This window comes from Bradyrhizobium canariense (assembly GCF_018130465.1).
Lineage (GTDB): Bacteria > Pseudomonadota > Alphaproteobacteria > Rhizobiales > Xanthobacteraceae > Bradyrhizobium > Bradyrhizobium canariense_C.
On the sequence record NZ_JAFCKJ010000002.1, the window covers coordinates 563,809 to 587,268 of the forward strand.

Annotated in this window: 19 protein-coding genes; 8 read left to right on the forward strand and 11 right to left on the reverse strand. The window is 64.3% G+C overall.

Going from position 1 to position 23,460, the window contains the following annotated elements:
- The first annotated feature begins 23 nt into the window (after positions 1-23).
- Both rpmF and JQ591_RS06920 read left to right on the forward strand, forming a co-directional pair.
- On the forward strand, positions 24-206 hold the full coding sequence (gene rpmF, locus JQ591_RS06915; protein ID WP_007598106.1) for a 50S ribosomal protein L32: 183 nt from the start codon (positions 24-26) through the stop codon (positions 204-206).
- Between the two features lie 143 nt (positions 207-349).
- Complete coding sequence (locus JQ591_RS06920) at positions 350-982, forward strand: hypothetical protein (RefSeq protein WP_211395264.1); 633 nt, start codon at positions 350-352, stop codon at positions 980-982.
- Positions 983-988: 6 nt separating this feature from the next.
- Here JQ591_RS06920 and JQ591_RS06925 read toward each other — a convergent pair whose 3' ends face one another.
- Positions 989-1,249 carry a hypothetical protein gene (locus JQ591_RS06925; RefSeq protein WP_211395601.1) on the reverse strand — a complete coding sequence of 87 codons (261 nt, stop codon included), beginning with the start codon at positions 1,247-1,249 and terminating at the stop codon, positions 989-991.
- Between the two features lie 220 nt (positions 1,250-1,469).
- Between JQ591_RS06925 and JQ591_RS06930 the strand changes: the two genes are divergently transcribed.
- Complete coding sequence (locus JQ591_RS06930; RefSeq protein WP_211395265.1) at positions 1,470-3,164, forward strand: bifunctional diguanylate cyclase/phosphodiesterase; 1,695 nt, start codon at positions 1,470-1,472, stop codon at positions 3,162-3,164.
- A 17-nt stretch (positions 3,165-3,181) separates the two neighbouring features.
- Here JQ591_RS06930 and JQ591_RS06935 read toward each other — a convergent pair whose 3' ends face one another.
- From JQ591_RS06935 to JQ591_RS06965, 7 genes are all read right to left on the reverse strand, one after another.
- Complete coding sequence (locus JQ591_RS06935) at positions 3,182-4,690, reverse strand: tripartite tricarboxylate transporter permease (RefSeq protein WP_211395266.1); 1,509 nt, start codon at positions 4,688-4,690, stop codon at positions 3,182-3,184.
- A 4-nt stretch (positions 4,691-4,694) separates the two neighbouring features.
- On the reverse strand, positions 4,695-5,180 hold the full coding sequence (locus JQ591_RS06940; protein ID WP_211395267.1) for a tripartite tricarboxylate transporter TctB family protein: 486 nt from the start codon (positions 5,178-5,180) through the stop codon (positions 4,695-4,697).
- A gap of 148 nt (positions 5,181-5,328) precedes the next feature.
- Complete coding sequence (locus JQ591_RS06945; RefSeq protein ID WP_211395268.1) at positions 5,329-6,303, reverse strand: tripartite tricarboxylate transporter substrate binding protein; 975 nt, start codon at positions 6,301-6,303, stop codon at positions 5,329-5,331.
- A gap of 204 nt (positions 6,304-6,507) precedes the next feature.
- Positions 6,508-9,375: a PAS-domain containing protein gene (locus tag JQ591_RS06950; RefSeq protein WP_211395269.1), complete on the reverse strand. Its 2,868-nt coding sequence runs from the start codon at positions 9,373-9,375 to the stop codon at positions 6,508-6,510.
- A gap of 326 nt (positions 9,376-9,701) precedes the next feature.
- Complete coding sequence (locus JQ591_RS06955; RefSeq protein WP_211395270.1) at positions 9,702-10,577, reverse strand: acyl-CoA acyltransferase; 876 nt, start codon at positions 10,575-10,577, stop codon at positions 9,702-9,704.
- Positions 10,578-10,614: 37 nt separating this feature from the next.
- Positions 10,615-11,595, reverse strand: a complete 981-nt coding sequence (locus JQ591_RS06960) for an amino acid--[acyl-carrier-protein] ligase (RefSeq protein WP_211395271.1) — start codon at positions 11,593-11,595, stop codon at positions 10,615-10,617.
- Positions 11,596-11,689: 94 nt separating this feature from the next.
- Positions 11,690-12,907 carry an acyl-CoA dehydrogenase family protein gene (locus tag JQ591_RS06965; RefSeq protein WP_211395272.1) on the reverse strand — a complete coding sequence of 406 codons (1,218 nt, stop codon included), beginning with the start codon at positions 12,905-12,907 and terminating at the stop codon, positions 11,690-11,692.
- Between the two features lie 355 nt (positions 12,908-13,262).
- On the opposite strand from JQ591_RS06965, the gene JQ591_RS06970 reads away from it, so the two are divergent.
- The 3 genes from JQ591_RS06970 to mtnA all read left to right on the forward strand — a co-directional run bounded on the left by JQ591_RS06970 (position 13,263) and on the right by mtnA (position 15,691).
- Positions 13,263-13,535, forward strand: coding sequence for a phosphopantetheine-binding protein (locus JQ591_RS06970; RefSeq protein WP_211395273.1), 273 nt, complete (start codon positions 13,263-13,265; stop codon positions 13,533-13,535).
- Between the two features lie 152 nt (positions 13,536-13,687).
- Positions 13,688-14,563, forward strand: coding sequence for an S-methyl-5'-thioadenosine phosphorylase (locus JQ591_RS06975; protein WP_211395274.1), 876 nt, complete (start codon positions 13,688-13,690; stop codon positions 14,561-14,563).
- 18 nt (positions 14,564-14,581) lie between these two features.
- Positions 14,582-15,691 carry an S-methyl-5-thioribose-1-phosphate isomerase gene (mtnA, locus tag JQ591_RS06980; RefSeq protein ID WP_211395275.1) on the forward strand — a complete coding sequence of 370 codons (1,110 nt, stop codon included), beginning with the start codon at positions 14,582-14,584 and terminating at the stop codon, positions 15,689-15,691.
- A 21-nt stretch (positions 15,692-15,712) separates the two neighbouring features.
- On the opposite strand, the gene JQ591_RS06985 is transcribed toward mtnA, so the two are convergent.
- Complete coding sequence (locus tag JQ591_RS06985; protein ID WP_211395276.1) at positions 15,713-16,348, reverse strand: HAD-IA family hydrolase; 636 nt, start codon at positions 16,346-16,348, stop codon at positions 15,713-15,715.
- Between the two features lie 111 nt (positions 16,349-16,459).
- Here JQ591_RS06985 and JQ591_RS06990 point away from each other — a divergent pair, with 111 nt between their 5' ends.
- Positions 16,460-17,218, forward strand: coding sequence for a S1 family peptidase (locus tag JQ591_RS06990; protein WP_211395277.1), 759 nt, complete (start codon positions 16,460-16,462; stop codon positions 17,216-17,218).
- A 125-nt stretch (positions 17,219-17,343) separates the two neighbouring features.
- On the forward strand, positions 17,344-18,846 hold the full coding sequence (locus tag JQ591_RS06995) for a flavin-containing monooxygenase (protein WP_211395278.1): 1,503 nt from the start codon (positions 17,344-17,346) through the stop codon (positions 18,844-18,846).
- Between the two features lie 221 nt (positions 18,847-19,067).
- Here JQ591_RS06995 and JQ591_RS07000 read toward each other — a convergent pair whose 3' ends face one another.
- Positions 19,068-19,997, reverse strand: coding sequence for a response regulator (locus JQ591_RS07000; protein ID WP_211395279.1), 930 nt, complete (start codon positions 19,995-19,997; stop codon positions 19,068-19,070).
- Positions 19,981-23,352: a hybrid sensor histidine kinase/response regulator gene (locus JQ591_RS07005; protein WP_211395280.1), complete on the reverse strand. Its 3,372-nt coding sequence runs from the start codon at positions 23,350-23,352 to the stop codon at positions 19,981-19,983. The genes JQ591_RS07000 and JQ591_RS07005 overlap by 17 nt, the downstream gene beginning before the upstream one ends.
- Between the last annotated feature and the right edge of the window lie 108 nt (positions 23,353-23,460).

Consider the following 23,460-nt stretch of genomic DNA (forward strand, 5'->3'; position numbering starts at 1 on the left):
ACCAATCCCTAGAGGATACTGAAATGGCCGTTCCGAGAAGAAAAACCTCGCCGTCGCGCCGTGGCATGCGCCGCTCGGCTGACGCCATCAAGAAGCCGACCTATGTGGAAGACAAGGATTCCGGCGAACTCCGTCGTCCGCACCATCTCGACCTCAAGACCGGCATGTACAAGGGCCGTCAGGTCCTGAAGAAGAAAGAGTCCTGAGTTAGGGACCTTTCTTGAGGCAGGACCATCGGGCCTGCCTGATTTCGGCCAACCCATGAGATATGACAGTGACGGCGGCGGAGCGAATGCTTCGCCGCCGCATTGTCCTGTCTGGATATATTGATCGAGAAGGCATTCCGCCGATGGTCGGTTTCCCGCTGCTCCTGATCCCGCTTGCGGTCTACAACATCATCGCCTTCCTGATGCCGAGCGTGTCCTTTACGGACGTGCTGTTCAAGGTGCCGATGATCACGGGCGAGACCTGGCCGGTCACGCTCGCCGACGTGATGCTCGCGCTCGGCGTCGTGCTGTTGCTGCTCGAAGTGGTCAAGGGCGCGCGGCCCGGCTCGAAATTCCTGATGGATCATTTGCTGTCGCTGATCGTGTTCGGCGCGGCCGCGGCCGAATTCGTGATGTGGCCGAAATTCGGCAACTCCACCTATTTCCTTCTGGTGCTGCTGGCGATGGCCGATTTCCTCGGCGGCATCGCCCAGCGCACGCGCCGCCGCGTCGCTTATGCCGCCGAAACGGCACCTGCGCCGCGCAAGGCCAGGCGGCAGGCTGAAGAGGCAGTCGATGAAGCGGTGGTCGAGCCCAAGTTCGAGCCGGTCGTTGCGCCGCCCGCATCCGCACCTTCCGCGCAGTCGGTCGCCGAATCCGTACTGATGGATCATCCCGCGCCGAAGCCGGTTCAGAGCTCGCCCTCGCCGGAAATCCCCTCGCCGCATTTGCAGCCGGGTAACGGCACGCAGCCGTCCCCTGACGCGCCGCGCTGATCTACTTCAAGCCACCTGCCGCGTGCGTGCGGTGACGCTCGGAAGCGGGCGCTTGCTGCCATAGGCTACCTGCGCATCCTCGGAAGACGCGCGGCGGAGCCGGCTCGTCTGGGGCAGGTGCTCGGCATTGGCGATGAGCTGGGTGACGAAGCTGGGATCGGGGCGCGGCAGCGGTGCCTTGTGGACCCACTGCAAAATCGGCATCAGCGGCACCAGAGCCGAGCCTGTGCCGTCCGCTACGTGGTCCGATCGATCAGTACTCAACATCGCATCACCGTTGATCCGGCGAAGATTGTCGCGTTTCGAGACGCTGGTGCCGGTGCGAGTCATGTACTCGCAAGGCCTATGCCGGGCGGGTCGGCTTGGTTCCTGCGCGTGAGGAAACGTGGTTTCCAAATTGTTTATCAACTTTGCCTAGGGTCGGGGGCGAATTTGGCTCTATCCTGTACCGACCCAGGACTCTCCGCTGTCCCGAAACGAGGCGATTTTGACCCCCGCATTACCGCAAGCCTCCGACATCCTGGCCGCCCTCGGCCAGGCCGTGTTCGCCTGGGACATCGCCAACGATGCCATCGTCTGGGGTGAGCAGGTCAGCGCCATCTTCCCCGGGATTCCCGCCGAGCGGCTGGCCACCGGCGCCGAATTCGCCAAGCTGATCGAGCCCGCGCAATCGTTGCGGACCGCCGCGCTGGCACAGACATCAGCCGTGCATGGCGCCGACGGCACGCCCTACCGGGTCGAATACGGCGTGCGCATGAGCGCCGCCGATCCCGTGGTCTGGATCGAGGAGACCGGGCGCTGGTTCGCCGGCCCCGACGGTCGCCCGGTGCGTGCGATCGGCTCCGTCCGCATCAACAATGAACGCCACGCCCGCGACGAGGAACTGACGAAGCTGGCCCGGCTCGATCCGCTGACCGGCGAGCTCAATCGCTCGCATCTGATCGCCGCGCTGGCCGAGGCGATCGAGGAGACGACCCGTTTCCGCTCGACCGCGGCCTTCATGCTGGTCGGCATCGATCATCTCGCGCGCGTCAACGACGCCTTCGGCTTCGACGTTGCCGACGCCGTGATCCTCGACGTCGCCACGCGCATTCGCGCGCGCTTGCGCGGCGGCGACGTGCTCGGCCGCTTCTCCGGCAACAAGTTCGGCCTGATCCTGAAGAACTGCACCGTCGACGACATGAACGTCGCCGCCGAGCGCTTCCTCGCCGGCATCCGCGACGAGGTGGTGCCGACCAAATCCGGCCCGGTGTCGGTCACCGCCTCGATCGGCGCGGTCAGCGTGCCGCGCTATGCCCGCAACACCGATGAAGCTGTCAATCGCGCCCATGAGACCCTCGACGCGGCGAAACAACGCCGCGTCGGCTCGTTCGCAGCCTGGCGCCCGGATGCCGCGCGCGACGCCCAGCGCCGCGTCAACATCCGCGTCACCGACGAGATCGTCACCGCGCTGAATGAGCGCCGCATCAAGCTCGCCTATGAGCCGGTGGTTGCCGCCCTCTCGCGCGAGTGCGCCTTTCACGAATGCCTGGTGCGGATGGACCAGGGCGACGGCCAGGTGCTGCTCGCGCCCGACATCGTGCCGGTCGCGGAACGGCTCGGCCTCATCCGCCTGGTCGATCACCGCGTGCTCGAGCTCGTGGTCGCCGAGCTCGCCGCCGCGCCCGACATTTGCCTCAGCCTCAACATTTCGCCGGACACCACCATGGACCCGGACTGGTGGGCGGGAATCGAATCGCTCATGCGTGCCCATTCCGGCGTCGCCGAGCGGCTGATCGTCGAGATCACCGAAACGGTCGCGATCCAGGACATCGACGACGTGCGCGGCTTCGTCACCCGGCTGAAGAACTTCGGCAGTCGCATCGCCATCGACGATTTCGGCGCCGGCTACACCTCGTTCCGCAATCTGCGCAAGCTCGGCGTCGACATCGTCAAGATCGACGGCGCCTTCGTCCAGAACATCACTCGTTCTGCCGACGACCGCGCCTTTGTGCAGACCCTGATCGACCTCGCCCGCCGCCTCGACATCAAGACGGTGGCCGAATGGGTGCAGGACGAAGAAGCTGCGGACATGCTGCGCGACTGGGGCTGCGACTACATCCAGGGCCGCCTGATCGGGCTCGCCTCGGCCGACCGCCCATGGGGCGCGCGGCCGGATAGCGTCCTGCCTGCGGCAAGCTGAGATACCCTACGAAACCCTCACGCGCCCTCATCGAGCGCCACGAGCTCGCGCTTCTTGCGCAATGCGGGCAATAGCGGCGCCAACAGCAGCCCCAGCGCGAGCGCAAGACACGCCGCCGAGATCGGCCGCTGCACAAAGGTCCAGAGGTCGCCCTGCGACAGGATCAGCGACTTGCGCAGATTGTTCTCCATCATCGGTCCCAGCACGAACGCCAGCACCAGCGGCGCGGGCTCGAAGCCGAGCTTGCGCATGAAATAGCCGATGATCCCGAACGCGATCATCACATAGACGTCGAACACGTTGTTGCTCGAGCAGTAGACGCCCAGGATCGTGAACAGGATGATCAGCGGAAACAGGATGTTGTAGGGCAGCTTCAAGAGCTGCACCCACATGCCGATCAGCGGCAAATTGAGGATCAGCAGCATGACGTTGCCGATATACATGCTGGCGACGATGCCCCAGAACAGGCCGGGATTTTGCGTGATCAGCAGCGGTCCCGGTTGCAGGCCGTGGATGACGAAGGCGCCGAGCAGCAGCGCCATCACCACGTTCGGGGGGATGCCCAAGGTCATCAGCGGAATGAACGCGCCGCCGGCCGCCGCGTTGTTGGCGGATTCGGGACCCGCTACGCCCTCGATTGCGCCATGGCCGAAGCGCTCCGGCGTTTTCGACAGCCGCTTCTCCAGCGCATAGGACGCGAACGAGGCCACCACCGCGCCGCCGCCCGGCAGAATGCCGAGCAGGAAGCCGAGCAACGTGCCGCGCGCCACCGGGCCGGCGCTCGCTTGCCAATCGGCCTTGTTGGGCAACAGCTGCGTGATCTTGGCGTTGATGATATCGCGCTTGATCGCCTGCTCGGTATTGAGCAGCACCTCGGCGACGCCGAACAGGCCCATCACGACGGGCACGAGTCCGATGCCGTCGATCAGCTCCATGCGGCCGAACGTCAGCCGCGGCTGCGCCGTGATGCTGTCGAGCCCGATCAGTCCGAGCACGACGCCGATACATGCCATTAGAAGCGCCTTCGGCATCGATCCCTGGGTGAGGAAGGTGAGCACGACGAGGCCGAGCACCATCAGGCTGAAATATTCGGCAGGGCCGAACGCGATGGCGATGTTGGCGAGCCGAGGCGCCACCAGCATCAACGCAACGAGCGAAAATGTGCCGGCGATGAAGGAGCCGAAGGCGGAGATGCCCAGCGCGGGGCCGGCACGGCCCTGCTTCGCCATCTGATGGCCGTCGATACAGGTCACGACGGAAGCCGCCTCGCCAGGGATGTTGACCAGGATCGAGGTGGTCGAGCCGCCATACATCGAGCCGTAATAGATCCCCGCCATCATGATGATGCCGGATTCCGGCGTTCCCGACAGTGTCACCGGAAGCAACAGAGACATCGCCGAGATCGGCCCGATGCCTGGCAGCACGCCGACCAGCGTACCGATGAAGACGCCGATGAAGCAGTAGAGCAGGTTGATCGGCAGCAGCGCGACGCCAAACCCATGCGCGACGTTGACAAGCGTATCCATGCGGTCAACCGATCCCGAACAGGCCGGAGGGCAACTGGATCAGCAGCAGCCGCTTGAGCACCCACCACATGCCGAGCGGCACCAGCGCGGCGATCGGGATCGCCAGCGTCCAGCGCACGGGATCGATCAGGCGCAACAGAAGCAGCATCAGCGGGATCGACGACAGCAGGAATCCCAGCGGCTCGAGGGCAAAGGAGAACGCGGTGAGGCAGACGATGACGAGAAGCGGCTTGCTCCAGCTCACATTCTCCCAGCGCGAGGCCAGCGTCGGCCCGCCTTCGGTGATGGCCGAGATGACAATGCTGGCCGCGAACACGCACATCAGGATGCCCGTGTAGAACAGCACGTAGCCGGAGCCGGGGTCGTTGATGGTGCCGAGCTTGAGCTTCACGCCCTGCCAGATCACGAAGCCGCCGAGCGCGAGCCCGATCAATCCGCCCCAGAGTTCGGAGTTGTTGAGGCGGAGCTTGACGTTGGTTTGGTCGTTCATGTGAAGCACCTCTCAACCACCGTCACCCTGAGGTGGCCGCTTCTTCAGCGGCCCCCGAAGGGCGGCGGTGCCCCGATCCATCCTTCGAGGCGAGCCGCAAACGCGGCTCGTACCCCAGGATGACGCCTGCATGTGTGGCAGCAGAACTCTACTTCTTCGCAAGTCCCAGCGTGTCGATCACCTTGCGCTCGGACTCCGTGACTTCGACGACGAATTTCTTGTAGTCCTCGGTATTCTTGTAACTCGGCACCATGTCGTATTTGGCGAGCGTGGCGATCACCGCGGGATCCTCGACCGCCTTCTTGAAGGCGTCGTGCAGCTTGGCGACGATCTTGGGATCCATGCCCTTGGGGCCTGCGATGCCGAACGGGGAATCATAGACCATGGGGTAGCCGAGCTCCTTCAGCGTCGGCACGTCAGGATAGTTCGGTGATCGCGCGCCGGTCCACACCATGAGAAGCTTCAGCTTGCCGGCGTCGACCAAGGGCCGCCAACCGGTGGAGTCGGCCTGCAGCATGGTGTGCTGGCCGAGTACCGCGGCGTTGGTCTCCGCCCCACCCTTGAACGGCACCTGCGTGAGCTTGATGCCGGACATCGCGGCGATCTGCTCCATGCCGATATGAAGCGAGGTCCCGGTGCCCGGCGTCGCGTAGGTCACCTTGCCCGGATTTGCCTTGGCGAACTCGACCACGTCCTTCCAGGACTTGAACGGCGACTCCGCGCTCGTGGTTACGCCGAACGTATAGCCGGTGAGGTGAACGATATAGGTGAAGTCCTTCGCCGGATCCCACGACACCTCCTGCATCAGGGGCAGGCGGAAGACGGTGATCGGAATCTGTGAGATGGTGTAGCCATCCGGCTTCGCGGCCGCGGCCATGGTCGCAGGTCCGACCGTGCCGCCGCCGCCGGCCTTGTTGTCGATCACGATCGGCTGCCCCAGAACTTTCGAGGCGCTATCGGCGATCGCGCGCATCGAGATGTCGGTCGATCCGCCGGCGGGCCATGGCACGATCAGCGTGACCGGTTTGGTGGGATAGTCCTGCGCACCGGCGGCGGTCGAGAGCAACGCGCCCGCAACATGCATGGCGGCAACGGCGAATGTCTTCAGCCCGTATCGCGACATCGAAACTCCTCCCGCGCGGCGGCCTTGTTCGACCGGCATTTCTCATTGTTATGACGGGATTGTCCCCGAAATCACGGGAGAAGAAAAGCGTAATGCGCGGAACGCCCGCCGGGGACGGGACGGCGATCCGGCCGGAAACGACACGTGCGACAATTGGTCATTTGGAGACGTGCCGAGATACGGAATTTGACTTTGGCGGAGCCCTTACGCCACGCGGCGGACTGCGCTCAGTCGCTCGATGGTGCGTCCGACCTCCGCGGCCGGGCAGGGCTTGCCGAAATAATATCCCTGCACGGCGGTGCAGCCGCATTCGCGGACGAAGTCGAGTTGTTCAATCGTCTCCACGCCTTCTGCCGTGGTCTCGACGCCGAGCACCGACCCGAGGCTGGCGATGGTGCGGACGATCGCCACGCTCTCCGGGCTTTCGCCGAGCGTGCCGACAAAGGAGCGGTCGATCTTGATGCGGTCGAACGGAAATTTGCGCAAATAGCTCAGCGAGGAATAGCCGACGCCGAAATCGTCGAGGCTGACGCGCACTCCTAACGCGCGCAGCTGGTGGAGGATCTCGATCGTCGCCTCGCTGTCGTCGAGCAGCGCCGTCTCGGTGACCTCGAGCTCGAGCCGATGCGGCGGCAGGCCGGCCTCCGCAAGCGCACTCGTGACCATCGTCACCAGCCCGCGCGCGCGGAACTGCACCGGCGACAGGTTCACCGCGATGGTGAGATCGGGCCAGGTCGCGGCGGTCGCGCAGGCCGTGCGCAGCACCCATTCGCCGATCGGAACGATCAGCCCGTTCTCTTCCGCGATCGGAATGAATGCGGCCGGCGAGACGAGGCCGCGCGAGGGATGTTTCCAGCGCAGCAGCGCCTCGAAGCCGGTAAGTTCGGTGGTGTCGAGCCGAACCTGCGGCTGGAATGCCAGGTGGAATTCACGGGCTTCCAGCGCGCCGCGCAGATCGTGCTCGAGCGCGTGCCGGCTGCGAGCCTCTTCCTCCATTTCGGGCTCGAACAGTTGATAGGCGCCACGCCCCTTGGCCTTGGCCTGGTAAAGCGCGAGGTCGGCGCATTTCATCAGCTCGTCGGCGTCGAGCCCGTGATCGGGCGCGATTGCGATGCCGACTGAGACGCCGACATGGATCGACTGGTTCTCCAGCGGCGGCGGATGACCGATGATCTCGACCAGGCGGCGTGCGAGCTTTTCCGCCGATTGCGGCTGCGGTCCGCGCTGGAGAACCGCGAACTCGTCGCCGCCGAGCCGCGCGACGGTGTCGTGCTCGCCGACGTTCTCCTTCAGCCGCGCCGCGACCCAGCGCAACAGCCGGTCGCCGGCGGCGTGGCCGAGGCGGTCGTTGACGGTCTTGAAATTGTCGAGGTCGAAGCACAGCACGGCCATCGCGCCGCCGGCGATCGCGACCTGGTTCAACCCCTCGCCCATCTTCTCGCGGAACAGCGTGCGATTGGGCAGGTCGGTGAGCGAATCGTGCCGCGCCATGTGAGCCACGCGGGCCTGGGCCTTGTGGCGCTCGGTGACGTCCTCATAGGTGACGACCCAGCCGCCATGCTCCATTCGCTTGTGATTGAGCTTGATGATGCGGCCGTCGCTCAAATGGCGGTGCAGCGTGTGCTCGCCCTCGCGCAGCCTCTCGACATAGTCGGCATAGAGCCGCGCGGCGGTGGTGTTTGGATGGATGCCGAGTTCACAGCTGTGCTCCATGATCTCGCGCATCGACACGCCCGGCTTCACCAATTCGGCCGACAGTCCGTACATCTCGATATAGCGGCGGTTGCAGACGATCACGTGCAGGCTCGAATCGAGCATGCACAGGCCCTGGCTCATGTTGTTCAGGGCCGCGTCGAAGCGCCGATACTGCTCGCTCAGCTCCTCGACTGCGTGCTCGCGCTCGGTGATGTCCTCATAGGTGGCGACGAAACCGCCCTCGGCCAACGCGCAGTAGCGCACCGAGATCATCGTGTCGTCCGACATGCGCCGGCGCATCGGCGAGGAGTCGCGGTCGGCGATCCTTGCGCTGGCGGCTTCCAGGAGCTGTTGCGGACTATACTCGGAAGAGAACGCGCCGTTTGCCATCGAGCGTTCGATCAGCTCGGCGAGATGCGTGCCGGGTTTGGTCTCCTCCGGCGACAGCCGATAGATCTTCCGGTAGGTGGTGTTGCAGACGCGCAGGCGCATGTCGCTGTCGTAGAAGGCGAGCCCGTGCGCCATGTTCTCCAGCGCGGCATCGAGCATGAAGTTCTGCCGTCTCAGCATCTCCTCGTATTGCAGCCGCTCGGTGACGTCTTCGTGCACCGTCACCCAGCCGCCGTCGGGCAGAAAACGGGAGACCGCCTGCACCATCCGTCCGTCATAGCGCATCACCAGCAGGGTTTTCGTCTTCCTGGTGCGCACGTCCTCCAGCCTGGTGTCGTGGAATTCGTCGGCCGACATCCCTGGCAGGTTGCCGCGCGAAAGCCAATGATCGAGGGTCGTGCCGTGCGTGACGCCCGGCTTCACGATTTCCGGGTCGAGGTTGTAGAGGTTCAGGAAACGTTCGTTGCAGACGACGACGCGGCTGTCGGCATCGTACATGATCAGCCCGTGCGACATGTTCGCGAGCGCGTGCTGGCTACGCTCGGTCTGCACGCGCAGCTCCGCCTCGAGCCGGGCGAGGCGGCTGACGTCGTCGCAGATCGTCATCCAGCCGCCGCCGGGGAGCGGCTTCAGCTCGAGCGCCATGACGAGGCCGCTCGCGAGCGTCTGTTGAGTCCGGAACGGCTGGCCGGCTGCGATCCGCGCCATGCGCGCGGCATAGAGTGCGTCGACTTCCCCCGCGGGGATGTTGCCGAGAGCCACGCTATGCGCGAGCACGTCGCGATAGCTCGTGCCGACCCGCACGATCTCGGCCGACATGTTGAACAGCGCGAGGTAGCGCTGATTGACCAGCACGATCCGGTTGGCGGCGTCGTAGACGCACATGCCTTGCTCCATGTGGTCGAGCGCAAGCTGGCTCAGCCCCACCAGGGCCTTCGGGCCCTGCTCGCGGCGTGCATCAAGCTCGTTGTCGCGGATCGACGTCATGGAGCGGCGGGGTCTCGGCGGGCAATAGACTTAACGCAAGGTAATTCAGGCGCCGAGGGTAGCGAAGAGGCGGGAAAATTCCCTTAAGCGCCGTAGTTTACGGAGGGTGACCGGCGATGCAAAGTCGTGTGCCTCGGATGCGGGAAGGCCCAATAATTCTCCGTCGTCCCGGCGAGCGACGGAATCCATAACCACAGGGAGAGGTTTGGCGGAGGCTGGTCGTGAAAAGGTCTTCGCGCGGTACACGCACCCTGCGCTTGCCGACGGATCACGCGGTATGGGTCCGGCGTTCGCCGGGACGACAGTGAATGTTCGGCCCGGGCGACCTACGGCCCATACAGCACGAGTTCCGTATCCGTGAGGTCGGCGAGCTGCGGCCGGTGCGGACCCTTGAAATATTTGCGGCCGCGCCGCTCGGTGTAGATGCCGACGAGGCCGGGAACCGGGCCATTGGAATCGACGGCGACCGAGATTTTGCCGAGCCGCAGCAGCAGCCGGCCGATGCGGCCTGCGCATTCGGTGTATTCGGCCGCGTTGCGGCAGTAGATCAGCTTCATCGCGGGCGGCGCAATGAAGCCGCGGCGGATGCGTACCGGCTGCAGGATGAAGGGGAACGTTCCCTTCGGCGTGCGGCAGACGAGGCTGAGGCAATTGTAGCGCGCATGCCGCGTCAAGAGCTCGGTCTCGGCGTCGGAAAGCCCGTCGATCGTCTTGGCGTGCTGCGAGATGACCTCGATCTTGCTCCAGCGTGGGACGCGCGCCAACGCAGGCACCGAGAAGAATATGCCGCGGCAATAGGCGCGAAAGCCCTGTGTCTCGATGATCGGCCAGGTCCACGGCGCCGGGCTGATGTTGAGATAGGTGACGTCCTTGTGCCGCTGCGCGATCTTGGTGAGCAGTGGGGCGTAGTTGCGGTAGGCCGGATCGACGTACCAGCTCGACAGATTGCACTGGATGGCGGTCTCATCGCCATCCTTCCGCGCCGTGTAGATCAGCAGCAGCACGCCGACCGGCGTGCCGTCATTGTCGAGCATATAGCCGAAGCGCGGGTAGCCTTCCGGTACGGGCCGGAAGGCCTGCCGGCGCAGGCCCTGGATCCAGTAGTTGCGCGAGCGGCCGACGAAGCCGCGCGTCAGCAAGTCCGCGACCGCATCGACGTCGGACTCGGTGATCTCGCGGCATCTGACCTTGGTATGGATCACGCTCGTCCTTCCCGTGGAAATGACCGGCCTCGTTCCGTTAGCGCCAGCCTTCGCCGTGGGCATCGGCCGCGATCTGCGGCTGCATGCCCATGATCTCCCGCACCTTGGCGGGCCAGGCGGAAAGGTCGGTGCCGTGGGTGTGGAACATGGCGACGGCCAGGCGGTCCATGCCGAAGGCGACGCAGCCGGTATGGGCCGGCTCGCCATTGGCGTCCTGGATGTTCCAGGTCGTGCCGAAATGCTCGCGGTGATAGTTGAAGCTCATGCAGGCGGTCGGCTGCTCTTCCGAGCGCAGCGGGATCAGCAGTTCGAACTTGAGCTGCTGCTGCTTCTGGCTCACCGCCTTCATCTGACCGACGCGACCGAAGAACGGGTCGCTGGCATAGTCGACGCGGAAGGTGAGACCGAGATCGGCCGCAATCGCCTGCGCGCGCACCATCCAGCGCTCGCGGAAATCGGCGACGTCGTCGGGGCTGCCGATGCAGACATATTCCCGCATCCGGAACGATTGCAGCCGGTCGAGATGTTTTGACGGCTCGCGGCGGAAGCAGTCGGCGGCGACGTCGAAGCGCAGGCCACCCTTCGGCAACTGGCCGCGGCTCGCCGCGATCGGATAGACGGGATAGCAGGCCGCCGGCGACAGCACGAGGTCTGCCGGCGAGAGCGAGGTGGTCCAGTCGCCGCCGGCATCGAAGCGGCTTACCGCGGCGTTGATCTCGCGTTCGGTGCCGTGCAGACCGCAGACGCAGCCGAGCAGGTTCGGAAAGCTCTTGAGGTAGCCGGACTTCTCGAGCTGGGCGCGGCTCATCACCGGCGGGAAGCGCATCACTTCGGTGCCGGTTTCACGATGGCTCGTGATCAGTGCGGCGAGCCGCTCGACGATGCCCTCATAAAGCGCGGTGCGGGCGTAGACGCCGTCCGAGCCCATGGGGTGGAACAGCTTGCTGGCGAGATGATCGAGCGGATCCGCGATTTGCGGGGCGGTCTCGGGCGAATTGGGGAGGACGGCAATGTTCATGGTTCGATGTCCTGCTATCTCAAAATTGTTCTTGTTGGTTTGGTCGCCAAGGTACGTCAGTCACGCCAAGGCACGTCAGTTACGAAAAGGCACGTCAGTCATGAAGGCTCAATGGCACGCCGCTCATCAGGGTCGACGTCGCGGCATTGGCCAGAATACGGTCGTTGTTGATCATGATCGGCGACGACAGCACGTCGCGCAGATGGCGACCCATGGTGAACTCGCCGTCGTTGCGGTAACCGGAAAGGCCTGCGGTGCGCATCGCATGCATCACGGTCTCGACCGCGAGCTCCGAGGCCTGTACCTTCAGGAGCGTGATCGAAGACTGGAAGTCGAGCGAGCCGAGCGCGCGTTCGTCGTGCTCGGCACGGGCAAAGGCGTCGATATTGGCCGATATCAGCGCCCGCAGCTTGGCCAGCGACATCTTGGCGGCGGTGAAATGCGCGGCCGCCGGTGGCATCTGGCCGCCTGAGGTGCGGGCCGCCTTGCGAACGAAGGCCTGCGCACGAGTGACGGCGGCCGCAGCGATACCAGCCCAGGCCGACGACCAGCACAGATGTGCGAATGGCGTCATGGTCTGGGCGTGGATCCTGTCGTAGGATTCCGGGAAGACGCGGTCGGCGGGGCAGTCGACCTTCAGCTCGAAACCGGTCGAGCAGGTGCCGCGCATGCCGAGCGTTTCCCAGCCCAGCGTCCGCTTCAGCGAATAATCATCCCTGGCGAGCGCCAGCAGCACCTGGTCGGACGCAGAAGCATCGGTGGCGCGGCGGGCGATGGTGACGAGGCCGTCAGCCTCGGCGCCGTAGGAGATCACGGTGGCGTCGCGCAGGAGCGAGACGGTGTCGCCGGCGACGTCGACGGCGGCTGCGCTGGCGCGGATGTTGCCGCCATTCTGGCCTTCGGTGGTGGAGGAGGCGAGCAGCCACTGGTCGCGCGCGACCCGGCGCATCATGGTTTCCATCCAGGGAACGCCGTGGCCATGCCTGACGACGCAGGCGACCTTTGTCGTGTGCATCGCGTAGATCATCGCCGTGGAGGCGCAGGCGCGTCCGAGCGTGTAGCAGACGTCGGTGACGTCGTGGATCGAGGCACCGAAGCCGCCGAACTCGACCGGGATCATGACGCCGAGCAGCCTCTGCTCACGCGCGACCTCGAAAGCCTTGTGGGGGAAGCGGGCGTCGCGATCGACCCCGTCTGCGTCGGCAGCCGCCGTGGCAGCGGTTCGGGCGGCGCGTTCGATCAGAGAGGGACCCTGCTCGAGAAAGCTCGTCTGCGTCTCGTCGACAGTGAGGACTGCTTCACGCACGTTCATACTCGTCCGCCTCCGGTTTGCCGTTCGAGATCGCCGGCATCATTCGCGATGCCGCAAGCGATCCTCCGACCATCTTTGCTTATGAGACGAGGCTACGGATTTAATTCAAATTCGTCGATGAAATAGAGGGTAAACAAAGCCCAATTCCGAACAAACAGTTAAGGTCCGGTTGTTTGCATCGCCCGAATCTCCGCGGTCGCGTTAGGGATCTGTAAGAAGCCAGAATTCCAGACAATCTGAGTCATCGTTTACTAAGAAACGCGAAGTAATGGTGGCGCCCATTGCGGGATCGACCCGCCGTGCCCATCGTAGCCGGCAACCGGTCCGACCTTTGTCGACAGATGGGAATTTACCGATGCAGGCCTTCGATACCGAATTGCGCAATCGCATCATCAAGCTGGTGAAGGGCATTCTTGCACAGAACTCGCTCACCGCTGACATCACGCCGCAGGCCAAGCTCGTCGATGCCGGCCTGACCTCGATGGACATGGTGAACCTGATGCTCGGCGTCGAAGCCGAGTTCGACTTCACGATTCCCCAGTCCGAGATCACACCGGAGAACTTCCAGTCCGTCGAGACGCTGGAGCGCATGGTCGCGACCCAGCTGCAGTCGGCGGCCGCGGCTTAATCGAGATTTCCGGCCTTCGCCGGGACGACACCGAATGTGTGGCGAGCGCTTTTCGCTCGTCTCGGCATCGATACCCAACACCCCGTTTCAAAATGACCGCAAAACTGGCATAGCTTAACCATGTCGCACGTGGCGAACGGGGTGGAGCAGGCATGACGCAGGCGGTATTGGGCATCATCGGCGGCTCCGGCATTTACGATCTGCCGGGACTGGAGGACGCTCGCGAAGAGGTGATCAAGAGCCCCTGGGGTGAGCCGTCGGCGCCGCTGCGGCGCGGCTCCATTGCCGGCCTGCCGATCGTGTTCCTGCCGCGCCACGACAAGGGCCACCGGCTGTCGCCCTCCGACATCAACTACCGCGCCAATATCGACGTCCTGAAGCGCGCCGGCGTCACCGACCTGATCTCGCTGTCGGCCTGCGGCTCGTTCAGGGAGGAGTTGCCGCCGGGCACCTTCGTTCTCGTCGACCAGTTCGTCGACCGCACCCACAAGCGCGAGAGCTCGTTCTTCGGCAGGGGATGCGTCGCGCATGTGTCGATGGCGCACCCGGTCTCGCCGCGGCTGCGTATCCATCTTGCCACGGCGGCCGAAGCCGAGGGCATCGCGGTTGCGCGCGGCGGCACCTATGTCTGCATGGAGGGACCGCAATTCTCCACCTATGCGGAAAGCATGACCTACAAGACGCTGGGCTATTCCGTGATCGGCATGACCAACATGCCTGAAGCGAAGCTCGCGCGTGAAGCCGAGCTTTGCTACGCCACCGTCGCGATGGTGACGGATTTCGATTGCTGGCATCCCGATCACGACGCCGTCACGGTGCAGGACATCATCCGCGTCCTGAGCTCCAACGCCGACAAGGCAAAGGCGCTGGTGGCACGGCTGGCGAAAGACTTCCCGCGCGAGCATGAGCCGTGCCCGATCGGCTCGGACCGCGCGCTCGACACCGCGCTGATCACCGCGCCCGAGGCGCGCGATCCCGAGCTCTTGAAGAAGCTCGATGCGGTGGCCGGGCGCATCCTGCGGGCGTGATACGAAAGGCAGAATGCCATGAAGGTCGACGGCAAGCATTTCCGCAGTATCTGGCGTGAGCGCGACGGCTGGTCGGTCGGAGCGATCGACCAGCGCCGGCTGCCGCATGAATTCATCGTTGCAAATCTGACTTCATGCGAGGACGCGGCGCTCGCCATCCGCGACATGCTGGTGCGCGGCGCGCCGCTGATCGGCGCGACCGCAGCCTACGGCATGGCGCTGGCAATGCGCGAGGATGCCTCCGACGCCGGCCTGAAGCGCGCCTACGACACGCTCGTGGTGGCGCGACCGACCGCGATCAATCTGAAATGGGCCCTGGACGAGATGCGCGCGAGCCTCGCGCCGATCGATCCGGTGGAGCGGGCGGAAGCGGCATACGCGCGCGCCGACGAGATCGTCGAACAGGATGTCGAGATCAACCGTGGCATCGCCGGCAATGGCCTGAAACTCATCGAGGCGATCGTCGCAAGGAAGAAGCCGGGCGAGACGGTCAACGTGCTGACCCATTGCAATGCCGGCTGGCTTGCGACCGTCGACTGGGGCACGGCAACAGCGCCGATCTATCTCGCGCATGAGCGCGGCATCAAGATCCATGTCTGGGTCGACGAGACGCGTCCGCGCAACCAGGGCGCCTCGCTCACGGCCTGGGAGCTCGGCCATCACGGCGTGGCGCATACGGTGATTCCCGACAATACTGGTGGGCATCTGATGCAGCACGGCATGGTCGATCTCGCCATCGTCGGCACCGATCGCGTTGCCGCCAATGGCGACGTCTGCAACAAGATCGGCACATATTTGAAGGCGCTCGCCGCTCACGACAATAACGTGCCGTTCTACGTCGCGCTGCCGTCGCCGACGATCGATTTCGCCGTCGATGACGGCATCCGCGACATCCCGATCGAGCAGCGCAGCGGCACGGAGGTCACCGACATGACCGGCCGCACCGCAGACGGAAGGCTCGAGACGGTGCGTATCGTGCCAGAGGGCTCGCCGGTCGCGAATTATGCCTTCGACGTCACCCCGGCGAGGCTCGTCACCGGCCTCATCACCGAGCGCGGCGTGCTGAAACCCGATCGCGCCTCGCTCGCCGCGGCGTTTCCGGAGCGGATCGCAGCAGCCGCGGGGTAGGATGAGGGGTCGTAAGCGTCGCTAGCTCAGCTTCAACCCCGTCGCGGCCTCGAGCTCGGCGATCGCCTGTGCGCCGCTGGTGACCTTGATCGTCGTCATACCCATCTCGCGTGCCGGCTTCAGATTGACGCCGAGATCGTCGAGATAGACGCAATTCTTCGGGTCGATGTTCAGCGTCTCGACCATCATCTTGTAGATGCGCGGATCGGGCTTGCGCAGGCCGATCTTGGCGGACTCGATGACATGGTCGAACAGAACCATCACCTCGGCGACATAGAGTGAGCGCCCGGTCATGCTGCCGATCGCATTGGCCGGCAGATTGTTGGTGATGCAGCCGGTCTTGAATTGCGCCTTGATGCGCTTCAGCGCTTCGACCATCTCGGGGCGCAGGTCGCCCTGAAGCAGCGGCAGCACGTCGCGGCCGCGCACCTCTGCGCCGAGGGCGAGCGACTCAGCGGCAAAAAGCTGATCGAAGGCATCGATATCGACCTCGGCGCGCTCGAACTTCGCCCAGGCATTTTCCAGATGATTGGCGGCATTGGTGCGCCGGATGATGTCGACGGGCAGGCCACGCTCTGTCTCGAACCGCGTGAACGCCTCGAACGGCGAACTCGTCAGCACGCCGCCAAAATCAAAGATCACAGCCTCGATCGTCAAGATCCCGCCCTCGTCAATTCCTTTCCAAGAGCGCTAGCATGCGCTATCGGCAAGAGCCAGTCCGAAGCAACCCCACCGCCGTCAACGATGCCGACACCAAAGCGTGTTCCCATGAAAAAGCTTGTAACGCTGATTACAACCGCGCTGCTGCTCGCCACGCCCGCTTATGCCATCGTTGGTGGCGGCGCGCCGCAGGCCGATGGCGTCGCGCGCGCCGTCGTCACGATCGTCGGCTCGCGCGGCAATTTCTGTACCGGCACCCTGGTTGCGCCAAAGCTGGTGCTCACCGTTGCCCACTGCGTGCAGCCCGGCGCGGACTACAAGATCGTCGATCGCGGCACCGACGGTCAGCCGCAACTGCTGAATGTCCGCACCGTCGCGATCCATCCGAATTTCAACATGCAGGCGATGCAGGCGCATCGCGCTACCGCCGACGTGGCGCTGCTGCAATTGGAAATTCCACTCAAGGGAAAATCGACGGTGCCGGTCGGCGCGCCGAATATTCCAATCCAGGTCGGCAGCCGCTTCGTCATCGCCGGTATCGGCGTAACCGTGCGTGGCGACGGCAAGAGTGGCGGCGCGACCCGCGTTGCCGGACTCGTTGCGACGGGTCAGCCCGGCACGCTCCAGATACGGCTGGTCGATCCCGTAACCAACGGTGTTCGCGACGGAATTGGCGCCTGCACCGGTGATTCCGGCGGTCCCGTGTTCGAGGACAAGCCGAACGGAGCCGTGCTCGTCGGCGTCATCAGTTGGTCCACGGGGGCGAACGGGGCGGCCGGCTGTGGCGGGCTGACCGGCGTCACGCCGCTCACGCTCTATCGCGACTGGATCTTGCAGACCGCGCGGAGCTGGGGTGCGGCGCTGTGATTTGACCGCGACCTGATCTATGTCATCTTGAAGCGGAAGCGCGATGGGCGACCACGTCCGTCGCGGAGGAAACGCGTCGCCCAATCAAGGGCGGCCACAAAAACAAGCAAGGCATAGAAGCAACAATGAATGTCGCTGTTCGCAGTCACGCCACGGCCAAACAGGCTTCTGAACATTTCGACGTGCTGATCGTCGGCGCCGGCATCTCGGGCGTCGGCAGCGCCTATCACATGACCAAGCAGCTACCGGGTGCGAGCTTCGTCATCCTGGAAACGCAGGCGACGTTCGGCGGCACGTGGACCACGCATCGCTATCCCGGCATCCGCTCCGACAGCGATCTCCACACCTTCGGTTATAGCTTCAAGCCGTGGGTCGGGCCGCCGATCGCAACCGCCGAGGAAATCCTCGCCTACATGAACGAGGTGATCGACGAAAACGATATCGCGCGGCATATCCGCTACAAGCACAAGATCAATTCGGCGAGCTGGTCGAGCGAGCAAAACCTCTGGACCATCGAGGCGGTGACGACCGACACCGGCGAAGCGAAAACCTTCACTGCGAATTTTCTCTGGATGTGCCAGGGTTATTACCGCCATTCGGAAGGCTATACGCCGGAATGGAAGGGCACGGATCGCTTCAAGGGCCGCATCGTTCATCCGCAGACCTGGCCCGATGATATCGACCTCGCGAACAAGAAAGTCGTCGTGATCGGCTCCGGCGCGACGGCGGCGACGCTGGTGCCGAACATCGCCGACAAATGCGCGCATGTCACGATGCTTCAGCGCTCGCCAACCTATTTCCGCCTCGGCCGCAACGCCATCGAGATTGCGGAGGAACTACGCAGGCTGCAGGTCGACGAGGAATGGATCCACGAGATTGTCCGGCGAAAGATCCTGTTCGAACAGGACGCTTTTACGAAGCTTTGCATTTCCAAGCCCGAGCAGGTGAAGAAAGAGTTGATCGGCCAGATCAGTGCGGTGCTCGGTCCGGACTACGATGTCGACACACATTTCACGCCGAGCTACCGGCCGTGGCGGCAGCGCATCGCCTTCGTGCCCGATGCCGATCTGTTCAAGGGAATCGCCAGCGGCAAGGCGTCCGTGGTTACCGACGAGATCGAATGTTTCGTCGAGAACGGGATCCAGCTCAAATCCGGCAAGCTGCTCGAAGCCGACATCATCGTCACCGCAACCGGCTTCAATCTCGCGGCGCTCGGCGACATCGCCTTTGAGGTCGACGGCAAGCCGCTCGCCTTCGGCGACACCGTCACCTATCGCGGCATGATGTTCACGGGCGTGCCGAACATGGCCTGGGTGTTCGGCTATTTCCGCGCCAGCTGGACGCTGCGCGTCGACCTCGTCGCCGACTTCGTCTGTCGGCTACTCGGCCATATGAAGACCAAGGGCGCGAAGAAAGTCGAGGTGAGCTTGCGCGCCGAAGACCACAACATGCCGATCCTGCCCTGGATCGATCCGGAAAACTTCAACCCCGGCTACATGATGCGCAACATGGACTTGCTGCCCAAGCGTGGCGACAAGCCGGAATGGCAGCACAGCCAGGACTATTGGACCGAAAAGGACGAGATCCCGAAGACCGATCTGGATGGCGGGGAGTTTGTGTATGAGTGAGGTGGGGTAGGCGCTAACCACGCATTGCAATGTCGTCCCGGCCTAGTGCGCAATTGCGCACGGGGGCCGGGACCCATACCGCGTGATCTATCGACTGCGGTTGGTGGTAGTCCCACGATAACGAGTCATCGCCAAACTCCGTCTTGTGGCTATGGGTCCCGGCCTGCGCCGGGACGACACTGGTTATTGGGTGGGCAGGTCTCAACTCACCTGCAGCACCGCTACGAATTCCTTCTCGTCGCATTCGTCGCAATCGCCGCCGCAGCCGTCCGGTTCTCCACGCCGAGCTTGGCGTAGATCTGCTCGAGGTGCTTGTCGACCGTGCGCGGGCTCAAGCCCAGAATCTGCGCGATGTCGCGGTTGGTCTTGCCCTTGCTGAGCCAGGCCAGCACCTCGCCTTCGCGGGTGGTGAGGCCAAGCTCGCTGGTGAATTCGGGCGGCGGCGCCGTGCCGGACTCCTTGGAGAGTCGCAGCAGGAACTCGTTCGGCGCGGTCTCGCCCATGTAGTACAACCGGAGTTGAGGATTGTCGGGCAAGGAAGCCGCCTGAGACTTCGAGCTGCCCTTGCCCTTCGCCTGCTCCAGCCATTGCAGCAATGATACCGGCAGGACGAAGTCGTCGTCGGCCTGTGCGCCGTGGTGGTCCGCCAGCAGCTTCTGCGCCTGCGGGGTCGCCCACAGCACGTTGCCCTGGCGATTGACGGCGAACAGGAATCGACCGGAGACGTCGAGCGCGGCGCGTGCGCTTTGCGTCAGCCGCGCATTGCCGAGATGAACGCGGATGCGCGCCAGCATCTCCTCGATCACGATCGGCTTCGTCACGTAGTCGACGCCGCCGGCCTCCAGCCCGCGCACGATGTGCTCGGTCTCGGCGAGCCCCGTCATGAATATCACCGGGACATTGGCGAGGCCCGCGTCGCGCTTGAGGCGGCGGCAGGTCTCGAACCCGTCCATGCCTGGCATGACCGCGTCGAGCAGCACGATGTCAGGCGTGATCTGGTCGACGATGCGCATCGCGGCCGCGCCGTCGAGCGCCACCATCACCGTCATCCCGGCGCTGTCGAGCGCGTCGGTGAGCAGCCGTAGCGTCTCCGGGGAGTCGTCGACGACGAGCGCGACGTCGCGCTTTTTCGACTCAGTGCTCATACGCATGCAACGTCTTCAATGTGGCCATGTACTGGTCGAGATCGAAGCGATCGATCAGCGACCGCATTTCCGCGACGAAGTCGGCATGTTCAGGGTGCTCACTGCCGATCTCGTCCAGCTTCAACTGGATAGCCTTGACGTAGCCGATCTGACCGAGCCCGATCAGCGCCTCGATGTGCCGTACAGGCGGCCGCGAGCCGCTCTCCGGCCGCCATAGCGGCACGGCGATCTCGTCCGAGCCGTATTGCCATTCGATCTTGAGAAGCTGGCGGATGCTTTCCAAAAGCCTGGGAATGTCGATCGGCTTCATCAGATAGCCGTCGTGAAAGGGTTGCGCCAGCGGTGTGCCGTGGGCCTCGAGCGCGCTGGCCGACACCATCAGGATGCGCGCCTGGTGGTGGCCATTCGCACGCAGCGTCTCCGCGACCGTCCAGCCGTCCATGCCCGGCATGGAGATGTCGAGCAGGAACAGATCGGGCCGGCAGTGCTGGGCCAGCGCCAGGCAGCCAGGTCCGTCGGGGGCGCTCAGCAGGATGAAACCGAGTGGTGTCAGCACCTCGCGCAGGAGGTCGCGATGCACGGGATCGTCGTCGGTGATGAGGATGGTCTTGCGCGCGCCGTGATAGCCGGAGATCGGGGCCTCCACCGGCGCAATGCGCTGCGGATTGGTGACTTCCGATAGCAGCATCTTGACCTTGAACGTGCTGCCGCTGCCGACCGTGCTCAAGACCTTGATGTCGCCGCCCATGACGCCGGCGAGCAGCCGGCTGATGGTCAGGCCGAGCCCAGTGCCGGTCTGCGGCTGCGAGACACCGAGCGCGCCGCGTTCGAAGGGGGCGAAGATGCGTTCGAGATCGTCGCCCTGGATGCCGGGGCCGGTGTCGATGACCTCGAACTCCGCGACCGGGCTGCGATAATGCACCACGAACTGCACGCTGCCGGTCTGAGTGAATTTGATCGCGTTGGACAGCAGATTGATCAGCACTTGGCGCAGCCGCTTTTCGTCGGCATAGACCACGACCGGCAAATGCGCCGGCCGCCTGAACACGAAGTCGATACCCTTGGCAGCGGCCTGGAGGCGGAACATGCCGACGAGCTGGTCGAGGAATTCGGTCAAGCGCACCTCGTCGCGCGACAGGTACAGCCTCCCCGCCTCGATCTTGGAGATGTCCAGAATGCCGTCGATCAGGCCGGAGAGGTGATCGGCGCTGCGGCGGACGACGCGCACCTGGTCGCGCGGCTTGGTGTTGAGCGTCGCGTCCTGCTCCAGGAGTTGGGCATAGCCGCTGATCGCATTCAGCGGCGAGCGCAGCTCGTGGCTCAGGCCCACCACATAGCGGCTCTTCGCGAGGTTGGCGGATTCGGCGATTTCCTTGGCGCGCTGGAGCTCGGCGTCGGTGCGCTTGTGCGCGTCGATCTCCTGGATCAGCAGCGTGGTCTGGCGCCGGGTCTCGGCCTCGGCGGCCCGTCGGCTCTGCTGCGCCAGCACGAACAGCCAGGCCACGACGCCGATGATGATGCTGAGCGAGAAGAACACTTTCCAGAGCACGTTGGAGACGAGCATGTTCTCGCCAGGCACGCTGACCGAGGTCTGGAGATAGATCAGCCCCAGCACCAGCGCGACGAGGCCCGCGGAGACCACGAACACACCAATGTAGTGGCCGAACTGCGAGTTGATCCGCTGATAGATCGACTGCGGCAGGATCCTGGCGAGCGCGTCGGCGAACTGTACCTGCGCGCGCGCATGCGGTTTGCACAGGTCGTGGCAGCGCGCATCGAGCGAGCAGCATAGCGAGCAGATCGGGCCGGCATAGGCGGGACAGGAGGTCATGTCCTCCGGCTCGAAATGGTGCTCGCAGATGCAGCACTGGATCGATTCGATATTGGCCCAGCTCCTCTTCGGCTTGCGCGCGATGTAGTATTTTCCGTCGGTGAGCCAGGCGATGACAGGCGCGGCGACGAAGGCGACCGTCAGGGCGACAAAGGCCGCGAGCGCTTTCATGGTCGAGCCGAACAGGCCGTAGAACGCCGCGATCGAGACGATGGTCGCGATCGTCATCGCGCCGACGCCGACCGGGTTGATGTCGTAGAGGTGGGCGCGCTTGAACTCCATCTGCGGCGGGCGCAGGCCGAGCGGCTTGTTGACCACGAGATCGGACACCAGCGCGCCGACCCAGGCGATCGCGACATTGGAATAGAGCGCGAGCGTCTGCTCCAGCGCCTTGTAGACGCCGATCTCCATCAACAGCAGCGCCACCATCACGTTGAACACCAGCCAGACAACCCGGCCGGGATGGCTATGCGTCAGACGCGAGAAGAAGTTCGACCAGGCGATCGAGCCGGCATAGGCATTGGTGACGTTGATCTTGAGCTGCGACAGGATCACGAACGCGCCGGTGAGTGCCAAGGCCATGTCCGGCTGCGACAGCACGTAGCGAAACGCTTCGAGATACATGTGCGCGGGCTCGGCCGCCAGCTCGCTGGAGAGACCGTGGCTCAGCGCGAAGAAAGCGAGAAACGAGCCCAGCAGCAGTTTCAGCGCGCCGAAGATGATCCAGCCGGGGCCCGCGATCAGCAGGGCGGCCCACCACGACGTTCGCGACGTGCGGCGGTCGCGCGGCAGGAACCTGAGGAAGTCGACCTGCTCGCCGATCTGGGCCACCAGCGAAAACACCACTGAGGATGCGACACCGAACAGCAACAGATCGAAATGCCCGCTGGGGTCGCCGTGCTCGCCGGCGAATTTGCGCCACTCCGTGAACGAATAGGGGTTGGCCCAGGCGATCGCGGCGAAGGGCAGGATGTGCAGGATGATCCAGATCGGCTGCGTCCAGAGCTGGAAGCGGCTGATCAGCGTGATGCCGTAGGTGACAAGCGGGATGATCGCGACGGCGCTGATGAGGTAGCCGATCGGGCGCGGAATGCCGAAGCACATCTCGAGCGCCGTCGCCAGGATCACCGCCTCGATGGCGAAGAAGATGAACGTGAAGGAGGCGTAGATGAGCGAGGTGACGGTCGAACCGATATAGCCGAAGCCGGCGCCGCGGGTGAGCAGATCAATGTCGATGCCACATTTGGCTGCGTAATAGGCGATCGGCACGCCGCAGCAGAAGATGATGGTGGAGACGACGAGGATCGCGGCGCTGGCGTTGGTGACGCCATAGTTCAGCGTGATGGTGCCGCCGATCGCCTCCAGCGCCAGAAAGGAGATGGCGCCGAGTGCTGTATTGGCGACGCGGGCGGCGGACCAACGGCGCGCACTCTTGGCGGTGAAGCGCAGCGCGTAGTCTTCCAGCGTCTGGTTGGCAACCCATTGGTTGTACTGGCGCCTGACGCGGTCTATTCGCTGCCGCCCTGCCACTTCAGCCCCACTCCCACTCCCGAACTCGCCGGACCCCTCGCAAATTCCGTACCAAAAGCCTACGTCGGTATTTTGCGGTGCAGTATACGCGATCTTGCGTATGCTTGC